At 64.7% G+C, this 15,313-nt stretch carries 10 protein-coding genes; 6 read left to right on the forward strand and 4 right to left on the reverse strand.

Features of this window, described 5'->3' with window-relative positions:
* Window positions 1–4: 4 nt before the first annotated feature.
* Window positions 5–4,792, reverse strand: coding sequence for an NAD-glutamate dehydrogenase (locus CMN27_RS04595; RefSeq protein ID WP_293624358.1), 4,788 nt, complete (start codon window positions 4,790–4,792; stop codon window positions 5–7).
* Between the two features lie 167 nt (window positions 4,793–4,959).
* Window positions 4,960–5,613 (reverse strand): maleylacetoacetate isomerase, encoded by a 654-nt coding sequence (gene maiA / locus CMN27_RS04600; RefSeq protein ID WP_293624359.1) that lies wholly within the window; start codon window positions 5,611–5,613, stop codon window positions 4,960–4,962.
* A 100-nt stretch (window positions 5,614–5,713) separates the two neighbouring features.
* On the opposite strand from maiA, the gene CMN27_RS04605 reads away from it, so the two are divergent.
* Window positions 5,714–6,067, forward strand: a complete 354-nt coding sequence (locus CMN27_RS04605) for a hypothetical protein (protein WP_293624360.1) — start codon at window positions 5,714–5,716, stop codon at window positions 6,065–6,067.
* On the forward strand, window positions 6,064–6,534 hold the full coding sequence (locus tag CMN27_RS04610) for a hypothetical protein (protein ID WP_293624361.1): 471 nt from the start codon (window positions 6,064–6,066) through the stop codon (window positions 6,532–6,534). The genes CMN27_RS04605 and CMN27_RS04610 overlap by 4 nt, the downstream gene beginning before the upstream one ends.
* Window positions 6,535–6,541: 7 nt before the next feature.
* Here CMN27_RS04610 and CMN27_RS04615 read toward each other — a convergent pair whose 3' ends face one another.
* Both CMN27_RS04615 and CMN27_RS04620 read right to left on the reverse strand, forming a co-directional pair.
* Entirely contained in the window at window positions 6,542–7,486 is a 945-nt protein-coding gene (locus tag CMN27_RS04615; protein WP_293624362.1) for a response regulator transcription factor, read from the reverse strand.
* A complete protein-coding gene (locus tag CMN27_RS04620) occupies window positions 7,483–10,911 on the reverse strand; it encodes an ATP-binding protein (protein ID WP_293624364.1) in 3,429 nt (1,142 codons plus the stop codon). The genes CMN27_RS04615 and CMN27_RS04620 overlap by 4 nt, the downstream gene beginning before the upstream one ends.
* 233 nt (window positions 10,912–11,144) lie before the next feature.
* Between CMN27_RS04620 and urtA the strand changes: the two genes are divergently transcribed.
* The 4 genes from urtA to urtD all read left to right on the forward strand — a co-directional run bounded on the left by urtA (window position 11,145) and on the right by urtD (window position 15,309).
* Window positions 11,145–12,383 carry an urea ABC transporter substrate-binding protein gene (urtA, locus tag CMN27_RS04625; protein WP_293624366.1) on the forward strand — a complete coding sequence of 413 codons (1,239 nt, stop codon included), beginning with the start codon at window positions 11,145–11,147 and terminating at the stop codon, window positions 12,381–12,383.
* Between the two features lie 76 nt (window positions 12,384–12,459).
* Window positions 12,460–13,383 carry an urea ABC transporter permease subunit UrtB gene (gene urtB, locus CMN27_RS04630; RefSeq protein WP_293624368.1) on the forward strand — a complete coding sequence of 308 codons (924 nt, stop codon included), beginning with the start codon at window positions 12,460–12,462 and terminating at the stop codon, window positions 13,381–13,383.
* Window positions 13,384–13,480: 97 nt separating this feature from the next.
* Entirely contained in the window at window positions 13,481–14,569 is a 1,089-nt protein-coding gene (gene urtC, locus CMN27_RS04635) for an urea ABC transporter permease subunit UrtC (protein WP_366515398.1), read from the forward strand.
* Complete coding sequence (gene urtD, locus CMN27_RS04640) at window positions 14,569–15,309, forward strand: urea ABC transporter ATP-binding protein UrtD (RefSeq protein ID WP_293624372.1); 741 nt, start codon at window positions 14,569–14,571, stop codon at window positions 15,307–15,309. Before urtC ends, urtD begins: the two co-directional genes overlap by 1 nt.
* The last annotated feature ends 4 nt before the right edge of the window (window positions 15,310–15,313 follow it).

The raw sequence follows: 15,313 nt of genomic DNA on the forward strand, positions 1-15,313 counted from the left end.
TCGTTCAGGCAGCGCCCCCCAGGCTGGTGGGCTGGGCCGTGGCCAGCCGGGCCATATCGCGAACCGCGACGGTGAGGTGGGCATGACCGGGCTGGTCGATGGCTTTGAGCTCATCCATACGTGCAACGATGAATGCCAGCGTGCGCTCGTTCGTGGCCTGCCAGGTGGCCAGCGGATCGTCGCCGGCCACGTCCAGGACCTGGGCCACGATCTGCTGATGGATACGGTAGCTGTCGCCGCGCAGGCTGGTGCGCGCAAGCGCTGCCCAGCGGCCGTCCGCCGGCAGGGCATGAATCGCTTCCTGAAGCCAGTGCACCGACAGCAGGTCGCCGACCGCGAAATACAGCGCGGCCACCGATTCGATATCGCGCCCACACTCCTCGGCCAACGAGACCACATCCATGATCCCGCCGCCGGCATTGGCGCTGGCGATGCGCGCCGCGAAATCGGTGTCCAGTCCGGTCGCGGCCCAGGCGTCGTGGTCGGCCTGCCAGCGTTCGGCATAGCCGCCGACCAGATAGTTCGGCAGCTGGCCCAGCAGCAGCCGCGCGTTGTTCTGATAACGGGCCACCAGATTCGACAGATCGCCCTCGATGCCCGGCGTGCCCAGCAACCAGCTCATCGCATGCTTGAGCAGGCCGATCACGATCCGATGCAGCGCATACTGGTGATCGGTGGCCAGACGATTGTCGAGGGACTCGATTTCGGTGAACAGGGCCTCGCCGCCCAGCCAGGCATCGGCCAGCACATAGGCACGCACGGCCGAATCCATGCGCGAGCCGAATCCGGCCGGCAGCCGATGCGCGGTGGCGATCCCGAGCCGATCCACCATCTGATTGGTCAGTAGCGTGGTGATCAGCTCGCGCTTGAGCCGGTGCTGCAGAACGGCATCCGGGAACTGCTCAACCATGGCATGCGGAAAGCCGGCCTCCAGCAGCTGGGCGAACCAGGGGTCGTCGGGCAGGTCGCTGGCCAGCACGCTGTCGGCCAGGGCGATCTTGCTGTAGGAGATGAGCACGGCCAGTTCCGGGCGCGTCAGGCCCTGGCGATTGCGGGCTCGTTCCTCGATGGTTTCGTCGTCCGGCAGGCGTTCCAGCCGGCGGTCAAGCCGGCCTTCGCGTTCCAGCGCGCGCATGAAGCTGACCTGCTCGTCGAAGCGGGTGATCCCTTCGGCCTCCATGAGGCTGATCTGCTGGGTCTGCAGATAGTTGGTGGCCAGCACCAGCTCGATCACCTCCGGCGTCATCGAGGCCAGCAGCGTGTTGCGATCCTCGCGGGTGAGCGCGTTCGCGGCTTCCACCGTACCGAGCGCGATCTTGATATTGACCTCGAGATCGGAGGAGTCCACCCCGCCCGAGTTGTCGATGGCATCGGTATTCAAGCGCCCGCCAGCCAGCGCGTATTCGATGCGCCCGGCCTGGGTCAGCCCGAGATTGCCGCCCTCGCCGACCGCGGCACAGCGCAGGTCGCGCCCGTTCACGCGCAGACCGTCGTTGGCGCGATCGCCCACCTTGGCATGGGATTCGGTACGCGCTTTCACGTAGGTGCCGATACCGCCGTTCCAGAGCAGATCCACCGGCGCCTTGAGGATGCGGTTGATCAGTTCCAGCGGGCTCAGGCGCGTGGCGTCGATATCCAGCGCCGCACGCGCCTCGGCGGAGAGTTCGATGGTCTTGGCGCTACGGTCGAACACGCCGCCGCCGGACGAGATGAGGCTGCTGTCGTAGTCGCTCCAGGCCGAGCGCGGCTGCTCGAACAGGCGCTTGCGCTCGGCGAAGCTCACGGCCGGGTCCGGGTTCGGATCGATGAAGATATGCATGTGGTTGAAGGCAGCCACCAGCTTGATCTGCTCGGACAGCAGCATGCCGTTGCCGAACACGTCGCCGGCCATATCGCCGATGCCCACGACCGTGAACGGCTCGCGCTGGATATCGCGGCCCATTTCACGGAAATGCCGCTTCACCCCTTCCCAGGCGCCGCGCGCGGTAATGCCCATGGCCTTGTGGTCGTAGCCGGCCGAGCCGCCGGAGGCAAAGGCATCGTCGAGCCAGAAGCCGTAGGCCTGGGACAGGCCGTTGGCGATATCCGAGAACGTGGCCGTGCCCTTGTCGGCGGCGACCACCAGATAGGGGTCGTCGGCGTCGCGGCGCACCACATCCTGGGGCGGCTCGATCGTCTGGCCCACGCGGTTGTCGGTGATATCCAAAAGCCCGCGAATGAAGATCTTGTAGCAGGCGATGCCGCGGGCCTGGCGCATCTCGCGTGTTTCGTCGGCCGGCGCGTTCTTGACCACGAAGCCGCCCTTGGCGCCAACCGGCACAATGACCGCGTTCTTGACCATCTGCGCCTTCATCAGCCCGAGCACTTCGGTACGGAAATCCTCGCGGCGATCCGACCAGCGCAGCCCGCCACGGGCGACCTTGCCGCCGCGCAGATGCACGCCCTCCACCTCCGGCGCATAGACGAAGGTCTCGAACATCGGCAGCGGGCGTGGCAGCTCCGGCATGACGGAGGGGTCGAGCTTGATGCTGACGTAGGCCTTGAATGCGCCCGTTTCGTCACGCTGGTAGTAGTTGGTGCGCAACGCGGCTTTCACCACCCCGTAGAACGCACGCAGCACGCGATCGGCGTCGAGACTGGCGACCTCGTCGAGCGAGGTATCGATTTCCGCCAGCCGGGTCTCGTCATCGGCCACCGCGCGGGCCGGGTCGAAGCGCGCCTCGAACAAACGCACGAACTGATCGACCAGATCGGCATGGCCGGCCAACTGTTCCTGGATATAGTCGGGCGAGAACGGCAGCTCGGTCTGCAGCAGGTAGCGGGTGATCGTGCGTACCAGCACGACCTGGCGCGGGCTAAAACCGGCGCTTACGATCAGCCGGTTGAGGCCATCGTTCTCGGCATGCCCGGAGATGACCGCCGAAAACGCTTCGGCGACGTTCTCGCCGCAGTCGTTCTCGGCCAGCGCCTGGGCATCCGGATGGTCGGCTTCGTATTCGTGTATCCACTGCGGATCCTGGCCGGCGCGTTCCACTCGGTACGGCCGCTGGGTATGCACCGACAGGCCGAAGTTCTCGAGAATCGGCATGGTCGCCGACAGCGGCGTCTCCTCGCCGTTGCCATAGAGCTTGAGCTGGACGGTTTCGGCCTCGACGCCCACCACCTGCAGCCGCGGCGCCGCCCCCGGTTCCACGCTCGACAACAGAACGGCGTCGTCGACGGCGGTCGCGGCCGAAAAGCGTTCCCGATAGGCGCTGTCGAAGGCGCGGGCATAGGCAGGCATGATCTGGCCGCGGGCTTCAGCCGCCGCCGCGAAACGATCCGACCAGGCCCGGGTGACGGCGATCAGGCTCTGTTCGAGGCTGCGTGCGTCCGGCGTATCGATGCTCTCGGCCTCGATCGCGATCTGGTAGTGGATTCGCACCAGCGCGCCGCGCAGGAACTGGGCATCGGATTCCTGGGCCCGCCCCTGCAGGCTGCGTTCGAGTTCGGCCTGAATCTGTTCGCGCAGGCCCAGTGTGTAGCGTTCACGCGGCACATAGACCAGACAGGAATAGAAACGGGCATAGCGGTCGCGGCGCATGAACAGCCGCAGGCGCTCGGTTTCGCGCATGCCGAGCACGCCCATGACGGTGTTGTAGAGCTCTTCCTCGGAGGACTGGAACAACTCGTCGCGGGGGAAGGTCTCCAGGATGTAGCGCAGGCTCTTGGCGCTGTGCGAGCGCGGACGCAGCGCCGCCCGGGCCGCCACGTCGCGCACCTTCTGGCGCAACAACGGGATCTGGCGCGGGCTCATGGCATAGGCCTCGCCCGAGAACAGGCCCAGAAAACGATGCGCGCCGATCACGTTGCCCGTGTCGTCCATGCGCTTGATGGCGATCACGTCCATGGTTTCGGCGTGATGAATCCACGAACGCCGGTTGGCCTTGGCGACCACCAGAATACGCGGCGACTGGCTGTATTTATCCAGCGCCGCCGCCGGGGCGACATAGCCGTCCGGGTCGATATCCTCGCGATCTTCGCGCAGCAGGCCGAGGCTGGTGCCGGGTATGTCGACCATGGTGTCGGCATCGTCCTCGCCGATCTGCACTTCGCGCTGGCGATAGCCCAGCAAAGTGAAGTGATCGTCGGCCAGCCAGCGCAGAAACGCCTGGGTCTGTTCGCATTCGTCGATATCCATGCCGCTGGGCACGGTATCGAGCTCGGCCACGACCTTCTGCAGCTGGCGGCGCATGGCCTGCCAGTCGCCGACCACTCGGGCCAGATCGGCAAGGTTGCGACGTACCCGTTCGACCAGTGCATCGTGATCCAGCCCCGCGGGAGCGGCGAATTCCAGGCGCAGCAGCGATTCCTCGTCGCCATGTTCGGCGCTGTCGGCGGCACTGCGGATATCGGTGGGCACGCCGGCCGCGTCGCGGCTGACCCGTAGAATCGGATGCATCATCCAGTCGATATCCGCGCCGGCCTCGCGTACCGCCATGCTCACGGTATCGACGATGAAGGTCATGTCATCGGCCAGCACCAGCAGCGCGGTATCGCAATAGCCTTCGCTGCCATCCAGATCGCGGGTGACCACCGCGAGATCGCGCTTCTGGCGCGGCGCACAAAGCAGTTCGAACTGCTCGCAGACGGCCGCGTACAGCGCATCAACGGATCGGGCCGCCAGTTCGTCCAGCGTAATGCCCTCGAACCAGGCGTCGACGAACCGCAACAGCAGATCGCGGCGCTCGGCCGGCTCGAAACTGCTCGCCCGTGCCCGCACATCGGCAACTATCGTGGCTATCGTGCTCATCACCCGCCCTGACCTTCTGCATAAGTCGATGCTGTCACCCTAGACCGGGGCGTCCAGCATTAACAAGCACTATGGCGTCGGGCGCGGAGCCGCAGCACGAAACGCGGCACAACCGGGGCGGGCGAGCCGGCGCTTACGAAGCACCAGCCGGCCCGGTGGCAGCAACTTCAGCGGGTATCGGGCTGGTTGTCCGGATCGGCCGCCTGGAACGCCGCCAGCGTCATGCAGGCACGATAGACCCGACGAATGGTCGGGTAGTCGCTGAGATTCACGTCGTAACGCTCGGCCATGGATACCTGCGGCACCAGACAGACATCGGCCAGGCTGGGCTTTTCGGTAAAACAGTAGCTGTGTTCGTCGTGCTCGCGGGCATGGTTGGCCAGGATGGATTCCATCGGCGCGAAGGCCTTGTGGATCCAGTGCTCGAACCATTCGCGCCGTTTCTCGTAGGGCACGTTCATGTCGTCGCGCAGATAGCGCAGCACGCGCAGGTTGTTCAAGGGGTGGGTATCCGCGATCGCCACCTGGGCGAAAGAACGAATCCGCGCACGCTCGGCAATATCGCCGTGCAGCAGCGGCCGTTCAGGATAGCGCTCCTCCAGATACTCTAGAATGGCGGACGACTGGGAAATGACCAGATCATCCTCGGCCCAGAGCGCGGGGATGAGCCCCTGCGGGTTCACGTTGAGATAACTCAGCCGATCGCCGCGGGCATGGTCCATGTCGGTGAAGATCGACTTGTAGGACACGCCCTTGTAGTTGAGCGCGATGCGCACGCGATGCGCGGACACACTGCGATGGTGCGTGAACAGTTGAAGCATGCCAATACCGGGCGTTGAGCGTCTTGATGGGTCGGGATTCTAGCAAACCGGCGTCTTCATACCGCGCTCTTCGATCAAGTCAGCTAAAACGGGTCAATCCATGAGTCAGGAGCTCGACCAAACCGGCGTCAGCCGGCGCGAACTCGAACGCAACGTGCTGCTGGTGACCTATGTCCTCTACGGGCTCGGTTTCTTCAACGGCATCACCGCGATCGCCGGCGTGATCATCAATCACGTAAAGATGCGCGATTGCCGCGATCCGGTGGCCTACAGCCACCACCGCTGGCTGATGCGCACCTTCTGGTTCACCGTGCTCTGGTCGCTGGTCTGTCTGGTGCTCGCCTACGTGGTCATCGGTTTTCTGGGCTATGCGATTCTCTGGGTCTGGGGCGTCTATCGCTTCATTCGCGGCGTGCTGGCCTTTGCCGAACATCGCGCCATGCCGGGCGCATGAATACGCCAACTGCCGACACGGGGGCCAGCGTCACCCTGGGCTATCTCGCCGCGGGCTCGATCGTGGCTGCACTGTGGCTCGGGGTCGGCATCCTGCTGATCCCGGTCATGGCCGTCATCGCCCTGCTGCACTGGTGGGCTGCGGCGGGCCAAGCCCCGGTGCCGGCCTCGCATCATCGCTGGCTGGGCCGACACCATGCGCTCTCGGCCACGGCACTGCTGCTGGTCCTGCTCGCCCCGCTGGCGGCCCTGCCCACGCTTTTCACCAGCGCCATGACCGTGCTCAACACGCTGGCCTATGCGCCCCACCCCGCCGAAACCCTGGCTGCTGCATGGCCGGAGCTGGGCATCGGCACGCTCATGCTGGCGGTGTTCATCGCCACCGCGGGCTGGCTGCTGGTTACGCTGTGGCTGAGCGTGCGACTGGTACGCCGCTGGCTGCGCTGGGCCGATCGCCGCGCGGCCTGAGTCCTTGTCAGGGGCCGATTACCTGCAGCGCGGTGGCCGCGGCCGCAGCGCGGGTCTCCACACCGAGCTTCGGGAAGATATGCTCGAGATGCTTGTTCACGGTACGCGGCTTCATATCCAGAATCTCGCCGATATCGCGATTGGTCTTTCCGCGCGACACCCACAGCAGCACTTCGGCCTGGCGCAGGGTCAAGCCGAAGCGCTCGACGAAATCGTTGATCGAGGCTTCGTCGTCGAACTCCACCAGGGTGAGTATCCAGCCCTCGGCGCCCGCCGGACCGGCCAGGCGAATGGATAGCCGTGCCTGCCCGCGCGCGATTTCGTAGGGGCGTGAAGAAGGCTCAGCCTGACGCAGCCAGCGCACGAGCCCGCCCGGAAGCATGTCGGGCTGCGCGGCTTCCACATAGCGCTGCAGATACGCCGCCGCCCGCGAGCTGTGCCACCGCACCCGGCCCTCGTCGTCGGCGATGATGGCCGCCCGTCCGCCAGCACTGACCACCATGTCGGCCCGGCGCTGGGCCTGGGCCCGCTTGAGGTGGGCTTCCACCCGTACGCAGACCTCGTCCGGCTTGACCGGCTTGGTCACATAGTCCGCACCGCCGGCGCGAAAGCCTTTTACGATATGTTCGCTCTCGGTCAGCCCGGTCATGAAGATCACCGGCATGCCGACAAGTGATGCGTCCGCGTTCATGCGCAGACACACTTCGAAGCCGTCCATGCCCGGCATGCAGGCATCGAGCAGGACCACGTCGGGGGTGATCATGCGCGCGCGTTCGAGCGCGGAGCGCCCGTCTGCGGCGACGATCACCGTATAGCCGGCATCGCCCAGAACTTCCGAAAGCAGCGCCAGCATCTGCGGCTGATCGTCGACCACCAGTACCACGCCGCGCACGGCGGCCGGCGCGGCCGGGCTCGCATGCTCGTGATTGTCGTATTCATACGCCACGTTCATGTCTCGTTCCCCTCGTGTGCGACCGGCTGCGATAGCGATGCCAGCAGCCGCCGCAGGCGATCGAATTCAAAGCCGCGACTGGCGTTACGCAGCGGCTGCAGCTGCGGCCCACTGGCCGGCTCGACCCGTTCGATTTCATCGAGTACCGCCTCGACACCCGCCATCGCGCCGGTATCGATCGCCGCGGCCAGGCGACGAACGAGCCGGGGCGGCAGCACCGTCGCGGGCAAGCTACGCGCCTCGCCGACGGGGCACGGCGCGTCGGCAGTCGCAGCCGTTTGTCTCTCGTGCACCCATTCCAGATGCAATAACGTTGCCAGCGTGGCCTGAAGCCGCGCGATATCCACCGGCTTGGGCAGAAACGCATCGCAGCCGGCGGCTTCACTGCGGGCGACGTCCTCGCCGTAGGCATTGGCCGAAACCACCAGGATCGGCGCCTCGCTCAGGCGCCGTGCGCGCATGAGGCGGGCGGTCTCGAAGCCGTCCATGCCCGGCATGGCGACGTCCATGATGATGGCATCGGTGCGTTCGGTCGCCAGCCAGTGCAGCGCGCTCGCGCCGTCGTTGCATTCGTCGATGGCAAACCCGAGCGGTTCGAGAAAATCGCGCAGTATCGCCCGCTGGTCGGCCAGATCATCGACGAGCAGGATATGACGCCGCGGGCCACGATAGCCCGTCGCCGCCTGTCCAGCCTCTGCGTTCGCGTCGGCCACGGCTTTCTTGCGGCGGGCCAGAAACAGGCGCAGCGTGAAATGCGTTCCGCCGCCCTCGGCGGCCTTGACCGCGAGTTCACCGCCCATGAACTGGGTCAGCAGCTGGCAGATGGTCAGGCCCAGCCCCGTGCCGCTGGTCAGGCCGCTCAGGTCGGCGTCGAGGCGTTCGAACGGCAGGAAAATCTGTTCCAGCTTGTCCTCGGCGATACCCGGGCCGGTATCGATGACCTCGAATGTGGCAACTTCCCAGGCATAGGCAATACGCAGCCGCACCAAACCGGTGCGGGTGAAGCGGATTGCGTTGCCCACGAGGTTGATCAATATCTGGCGCAGTCGCTGCTCGTCGCCGCGCACGATTTCCGGAATACGCCCCACCCGCTCGATTCCGAATTCGAGCCCCTTGGCACGAGCCTGAGGCGCGAACATGGCCTCGATCTGGTCGAGCAGGGCCACGGTATGAATTTCGCCGATATTGAGGCTGATACGCCCCGCTTCGATTCGTGCGATATCCAGCAGACCGTCGACGAGCGCGAGCAGATGCTCGCCGCTGCGCTGGATCGTGGCGAGCTTGCCGGCCTGCGCCGCGTCCAGCCTCGTATCGCGCAGCAATAGCTGGGTATAGCCGAGCACGTTGTTCAAGGGCGTTCTCAGCTCGTGGCTCAGACCCGATACATAGCGGCTCTTGGCCCGATTTGCGGCTTCGGCTTCGGAGGTGGCTTTCTGCAGTTTGGCGTCGGTTTCCTTATGCGCCCGGATCTCGCGCATCAGCAGCTCGGTCTGGCGCGAGGTTTCCTGCTGGGCAACGTTGCGCGCCTCCCGCGTGAGCACCAGCCACCAGGCGAGCACGCCGGTCAGCGCGGTCATGAGCAGGAAGGTACGCAAAAAGATATCGAACAGGCGTGCCGTATCGGCCGCCGACACCAGCGGCGCGACCTGGGCATAGACCGCGACCAGCGCGCCGAACACCACGACGCTCAAAAGACACAGCACGGCGCCGTAACGCACAAGGCGCGTATACAAATGCGGCAGCACCGATTTCGGCAGCGCCCGGCGAACCACGGCCGAGGCCTGTGCCGAAGCCGTCGCCTGCGGTCGACACAGGTCGCCACAACGCATGTCCAGGCTGCAGCAGAGCGAGCAGATGCTGCCACGATAGGCCGGGCACAGCGCCATATCCTCGACTTCGAAACGATTGCGACACAGCACGCATCGACCCTGGTCGGATCCATCGGGGGCCAGCTGCGAGGGCGTGGCCGGCCGCCGTGCCCGATAGAAACGCCCACCGGTGGCCCAGGCGATCAGCGGTGCGAGGACGAAGGCGCCGCCCAATGCCAGCAGCGGCGCGGCCGCTCGCAGGGCCTGGCCGAACAAGCCGGTATAAGCGGCCAGCGACAACGCGCTTGCGATCACGAGCGCGCCGATCCCCACCGGATTGATGTCGTAGAGGTGGGCCCGTTTGAACTCGATGCCCTTCGGCGACAGGCCCAGCGGCTTGTTGACGACCAGATCTGCGGCCAGCGCGCCGATCCAGGCAGCAGCGATATTCGCGTACAGCCCCAGCACGCGCTCGATCGCGGAAAACACGCCCACTTCGAGCAGGATCAGCGCGATCAGCACGTTGAAGACCAGCCACACCACCCGCCCCGGATGACTGCGCGTGACCCGGGCAAAGAAGTTGGACCAGGCCAGCGAGCCGGCATAGGCGTTGGTGACGTTGATCTTGACCTGGGACACGATCACGAACGCCACGGTGGCGGCCAGCACCACGCCGGGCGATTCGAACACATAGCCGAAGGCCACCTGATACATATGCGTCGGCTCGGTCGCCTGATCGAAGGGCAGTTCGTGCTGGAGCGCAAGGAACGCCAGCAGCGCGCCGCCAAACATCTTCAGACCGCCGATGACGACCCAGCCGGGGCCCGCCGCCACCACGGCAAGCCACCAGCGGGTTCGATTGGCCGGCCGTTTCTCGGGCAGGAACCGCAGGTAATCCACCTGTTCGCCGATCTGGCCGATCAGTGCGAGTGCCACGCTGCAGGCGGCCCCGAACGCGCCCCAGCTGAAGCTGCCGTCGTGCTGACGGCCCGTGAAGCCGGCGAAGTCGGTGAAGGTTTCGGGCCGCTTGGCAGCGATGGCGAGGTAAGGCAAGACGAGCAGAATCAGCCAGACCGGCTGGGTGAACCACTGCAGGCGGTTGATCGCGGTGATGCCGAAGGTCACCAGCGGAATGATCGCCAGCGCGCTGATCAGGTAGGCCACCGGCAGCGACACCGCGAAATACATCGAGATCGCCTGCCCCATGATCGCCGCTTCGAGAGCGAAGAACAGGAACGTGAAACTGGCATAGATCAGCGACGTGAACGTCGAGCCGAGATAGCCGAACCCCGCGCCGCGGGTGAGCAGATCGATATCCACGCCGTAGCGGGCGGCGTAATAGCTGATCGGCAGACCGACCAGAAATATGGCGGTACAGACGGCACCGATCGCCCAGGCAGCGTTGGTGAAGCCATAGCCCATCATCAGCACGGCGCCGATCGCCTCCAGGGCCAGAAACGAGATACCGCCGAGCGCGGTGCTGGCGATACGCAGCTCCGACCATTTACGAAAGCTGCGGGCGGTAAAGCGCAGCGCATAGTCCTCGAGCGTTTCGTCGCCCACCCAGCGGTTGTAGGCGCGACGGATCTTGACGATGCGTTGAGGGCCGTTGTCCATGAGGCAGTCGGTTCGAGAGCGAGCGGGCGGTTGGATCCGATGGTAAGCACTCGTGCCTGCAGGAAACGCGCCAGCCACTACGTCGAATGACGTAGGCCGGTGCGTTGATCGGCGTATGGGCGGCTTCGATGACAGGCGCCAGTCTGAATAACGAGCGAGGCGGCCGGCTTTGGCCCGGACTTTGCAAAGCCGCAGCCATCGCCCCCGTTTCGTTATTCCAAGGGAGACCCTCGATGAAATTGCATACCCTGAGCCGATCCTGGCTCGCCGGCCTGACCGCGGTGACGCTCGGCGCCTCCGTGCTGTTCGGCCCTGCCCATGCCGCCGCCCCGCCCACCGACGAGGTCATGACCACCGGCTTGGCAGTCACCGACGACACCGTCAAGGTCGGCATCCTGCATTCGCTTACCGGCACCATGGCGATCAGCGAAACCGGCTCGATTCAGGCCGAAAAGCTCGCCATCAAGCAGATCAACGAACAGGGCGGCATTCTCGGTCGCCAGATCGAATACACCGTGGAAGACGGCGCCAGCGATTGGCCCACCTTTGCCGAAAAGGCCCGCAAGCTGCTCCAGGGCGACAAGGTCGCCACCGTGTTCGGCTGCTGGACCTCGGCCTCGCGCAAGGCCGTGCTGCCGGTGTTCGAACAGAACAACGGCCTGCTCTACTACCCGACCTTCTACGAAGGCCTGGAACAGTCCAAAAACGTGTTCTATACCGGCCAGGAAGCCACCCAGCAGATTCTGGCCGCACTCAACTGGGCAAACGAAGAACTCGGCGCCAAGAGCTTCTATCTGGTCGGCTCCGACTATATCTGGCCGCGTACGTCGATGAAGATCGCCCGTACCCATATCGAGAAGCACCTCGGCGGGCGCGTGGTCGGTGAGGACTACTACCCGCTCGGCAACACCCAGTTCGGTTCGCTGATCAACAAGATCAAGCTCAAGCGCCCGGATCTGGTGTTTGCCGCCGTCGTGGGTGGCTCCAACGTGGCCTGGTTCAAGCAGCTCAAGGCCGCCGGCATGACCGCCGAGCGTATGCCCATGCTCACCATCTCGGTGACCGAGGACGAAGTGCTGGGTATCGGCAAGCAGAACGTCGAGGGCTTCTATTCCTCGATGAAGTATTTCCAGAGCCTGGATATCCCCTCCAACAAGGAATTCGTGGCGGCATTCAAGAAAGAGTACGGCCAGGACGCGGTCATCGGCGACGTGACCGAATCCGCCTATCTGGGCCCCTGGCTGTGGAAGCGCGCGGTCGAGAAGGCCGGCAGCTTCGACGTGGACAAGGTGGTCGCGGCCTCCGACAACATGGAATGGAAGGAAGGCATGCCGCACGGCTACACCAAGGTCGACCCCAACCACCATCTGTGGATGCGTACCCGTATCGGCCAGTGGGGCAGCGACGGCCAGGCCAAGGTGGTGTGGGAATCCGACGTGATCGAGCCGAATCCGTTCCCGGAAGGCTACTAGGCCGACCCCTGACCGCTTGAGCAACACGCGTCCACCGGGGTCAAGAAGGCCCCGGTGGACGCCCAAGGGAGCAACCATGGGCGACTTCACCGCACAGGAATTGACCGCAATCTTTGTGATGCAGGGTTTTTCGGGCCTGAGCCTGTTCTGCGTCTTTCTTCTCATGGCCCTGGGGCTGGCGATCATCTTCGGCCAGATGGGCGTGATCAACATGGCCCACGGCGAATTCCTGACGCTGGGCGCCTATATCACCTATCTCGTGTCGTACCAGGCGGCCGAATGGGGCGCCACCGCGCTGACCTGGTACTTCCCGGTCGCCATCGTCGCGGCCTTTATCGGCACGTTCGCGCTCGGCTATCTGGTCGAGCGGTTCATGATCCGTTATCTCTACAACCGACCGCTGGATACGCTGCTGGCCACCTGGGGCCTGGGCCTGATTCTCCAGCAGGTGTTTCGCTCGATCTTCGGCCCGCGTGAAAAGACCGTGACCATGCCGGACTGGCTGCTGGGCTCCTACCGCGCCACCGACATGATCGATATCCCCCTCAACGGGCTGTTCATTCTCGTAATCACGCTCGTGCTCACGCTCGCGCTGTTCGCGCTGCTGTATCGCTCGCGCTGGGGCATCAAGGTGCGTGCGACCACTCAGAACCGCGGCATGGCCAATGCGGCCGGCATCAATACCGACCGCGTCGATCGCATGACCTTCGCGCTGGGCTGCGGCATCGCCGGCGTGGCGGGGGCCGCGTTTACTACCATCGCCTCGACCGGGCCGACCACCGGCTCGCTGTATATCGTCGATACCTTCCTGGTGGTCGTGTTCGGCGGCGCGGCCAGTCTGCTGGGCACCGTGGTGTCGGCATTCGGCATCGCCCAGTCGCAGTCGATCCTGTCGTTCTTCTGGTCGGGTTCGATGGCCAAGGTCTTCACCCTGCTCACTGTGGTCGTGATCCTCATGCTGCGTCCGCAGGGCCTGTTCGCCAGCAAGGTGCGCCGCTAAGGCCGCGCCGTCAGGGAGTATTCACGTGCAACGTCTCACCAAGGCATTCGGCGGCACGTCCGGGCTGATCCAGATCGCGGTGATCGCCGCGATTCTGATGATCGTCCTGCCGGCCACCACCGAAATCTTTCGTCTCAATCTGTTCGGCAAGTATCTGACCTATGCCTTCGTCGCCGTCGGGCTGGTGTTGTGCTGGGGCTACGGCGGCATCCTCAGCCTTGGCCAGGGGGTGTTCTTCGGCCTGGGCGGCTATTGCATGGCCATGTTTCTCAAGCTGGAAGCTTCCACGCCCGAGGCCACGAAGATCCAGACCACGCCGGGCATTCCCGACTTCATGGACTGGAACCAGCTCACCGAGCTGCCCTGGTTCTGGGAACCCTTCCACAGCTTTGCCTTTACGGTATTCGCAGTCGTCGCCGTACCGGCCTTCTTCGCCTGGCTGATCGGCTATGCCATGTTCAAGCGCCGCGTAGGCGGGGTGTATTTCGCCATCATCACCCAGGCGATTGCCGTCATTCTGACCATTCTCATCGTCGGTCAGCAGGGCTATACCGGCGGCATCAACGGCATCACCGACCTGCGCACCCTGCTGGGTTGGGACATTCGGACCGACGGCGCCAAATACGTTCTCTACTACGCCTGCTGTATCGCCCTGCTGCTGTGTCTGCTTGCCGGCAAGTTCATCATCAACAGCCGCTTCGGGCGCCTGCTCATCGCCATGCGCGATCAGGAAGACCGGGTGCGTTTTTCCGGCTACGACGTGGCCAACATGAAGGTGTTCGTGTTCGTGATGGCCTCGGTATTCGCGGCCATCGGCGGGGCATTCTTCACCCTGCAGGTCGGCTTCATGTCCCCCACCTTCATCGGCGCGGTGGCGTCGATCGAAATGGTGGTGTTCTGTGCCGTCGGCGGGCGCCTGTCGGTGGTGGGCGCGGCCTGTGGGGCGTTCATCGTCAGCTGGGCCAAGACCTCGCTGTCCGACAGCTTCCCGCAGATCTGGCCCGTGGTCATGGGCGCATTGTTCATCGGCGTAGTCATGTTCTTCCCGCGTGGTCTGGCCGGGCTCGTGTCGGACTACGGCTCGAAGCTCATGCCCGGCCGTAAATCCCGATCCAAGCCGTCGACCCACAAACCGGATACGGCCAGCCGGTCGGCTGCCGGCACCACCCCGCAGGAGCCCGCGTAATGAGCAACGCCATGATTCTCGAGGTCGAGGACCTCGGTGTGTCCTTCGACGGCTTCAAGGCGATCGACGCCCTGAATTTCTATGTGGAACGCAACGAACTGCGGGTGGTGATCGGCCCCAATGGGGCCGGCAAGACCACCCTGCTGGACCTGATCTGCGGCAAGACGCGTGCGACCAGCGGCAAGATCAAGTTCAAGAACAAGGACCTGACCAAGCTCTCGGAGCACCAGATCGTGCATGCCGGCGTGGGCCGCAAGTTCCAGACGCCCTCGATCTACGAAAACCTCACCGTGCGCCAGAACCTGGAGCTGTCGTCGCCGGGCGGGCGCACCGTGTTGTCGAGCCTGTTCTTCCGGCGCACGGCCCGCCTCAACGACCGTATTCAGGAGATCGCCGAAACGATCTATCTGGTCGACGAACTGGACCTCAGCGCCGGCCTGCTCAGCCATGGCCAGAAGCAGTGGCTGGAAATCGGCATGCTGCTCATCCAGGACCCGGAACTGCTCATGCTCGACGAACCCGTGGCCGGCATGAGCGTGCCTGAGCGCGAAGCCACGGCCGCCCTGCTCAACCGTATCAAGGAAAACCGCGCCGTGATCGTGATCGAGCACGACATGGATTTCGTCAAGGACATCGGCCGCAAGGTTACCGTGCTGCACCAGGGCAAGATCCTCGCCGAGGGCCCGATGGAAAAGGTGCAGTCCGACGAACGCGTCATCGAAGTCTATCTAGGCCACTGAGGAC

This window comes from Salinisphaera sp. (assembly GCF_002729955.1).
Classification (GTDB): domain Bacteria; phylum Pseudomonadota; class Gammaproteobacteria; order Nevskiales; family Salinisphaeraceae; genus Salinisphaera.

Bases quoted from the DNA above. Each gene is read 5' to 3' on its own strand.
- CMN27_RS04595 (WP_293624358.1), bottom strand. From the start codon at position 4,792: ATGAGCACGATAGCCACGATAGTTGCCGATGTGCGGGCACGGGCGAGC.
- maiA (WP_293624359.1), bottom strand. From the start codon at position 5,613: ATGCTTCAACTGTTCACGCACCATCGCAGTGTGTCCGCGCATCGCGTG.
- CMN27_RS04605 (WP_293624360.1), top strand. From the start codon at position 5,714: ATGAGTCAGGAGCTCGACCAAACCGGCGTCAGCCGGCGCGAACTCGAA.
- CMN27_RS04610 (WP_293624361.1), top strand. From the start codon at position 6,064: ATGAATACGCCAACTGCCGACACGGGGGCCAGCGTCACCCTGGGCTAT.
- CMN27_RS04615 (WP_293624362.1), bottom strand. From the start codon at position 7,486: ATGAACGTGGCGTATGAATACGACAATCACGAGCATGCGAGCCCGGCC.
- CMN27_RS04620 (WP_293624364.1), bottom strand. From the start codon at position 10,911: ATGGACAACGGCCCTCAACGCATCGTCAAGATCCGTCGCGCCTACAAC.
- urtA (WP_293624366.1), top strand. From the start codon at position 11,145: ATGAAATTGCATACCCTGAGCCGATCCTGGCTCGCCGGCCTGACCGCG.
- urtB (WP_293624368.1), top strand. From the start codon at position 12,460: ATGGGCGACTTCACCGCACAGGAATTGACCGCAATCTTTGTGATGCAG.
- urtC (WP_366515398.1), top strand. From the start codon at position 13,481: ATGATCGTCCTGCCGGCCACCACCGAAATCTTTCGTCTCAATCTGTTC.
- urtD (WP_293624372.1), top strand. From the start codon at position 14,569: ATGAGCAACGCCATGATTCTCGAGGTCGAGGACCTCGGTGTGTCCTTC.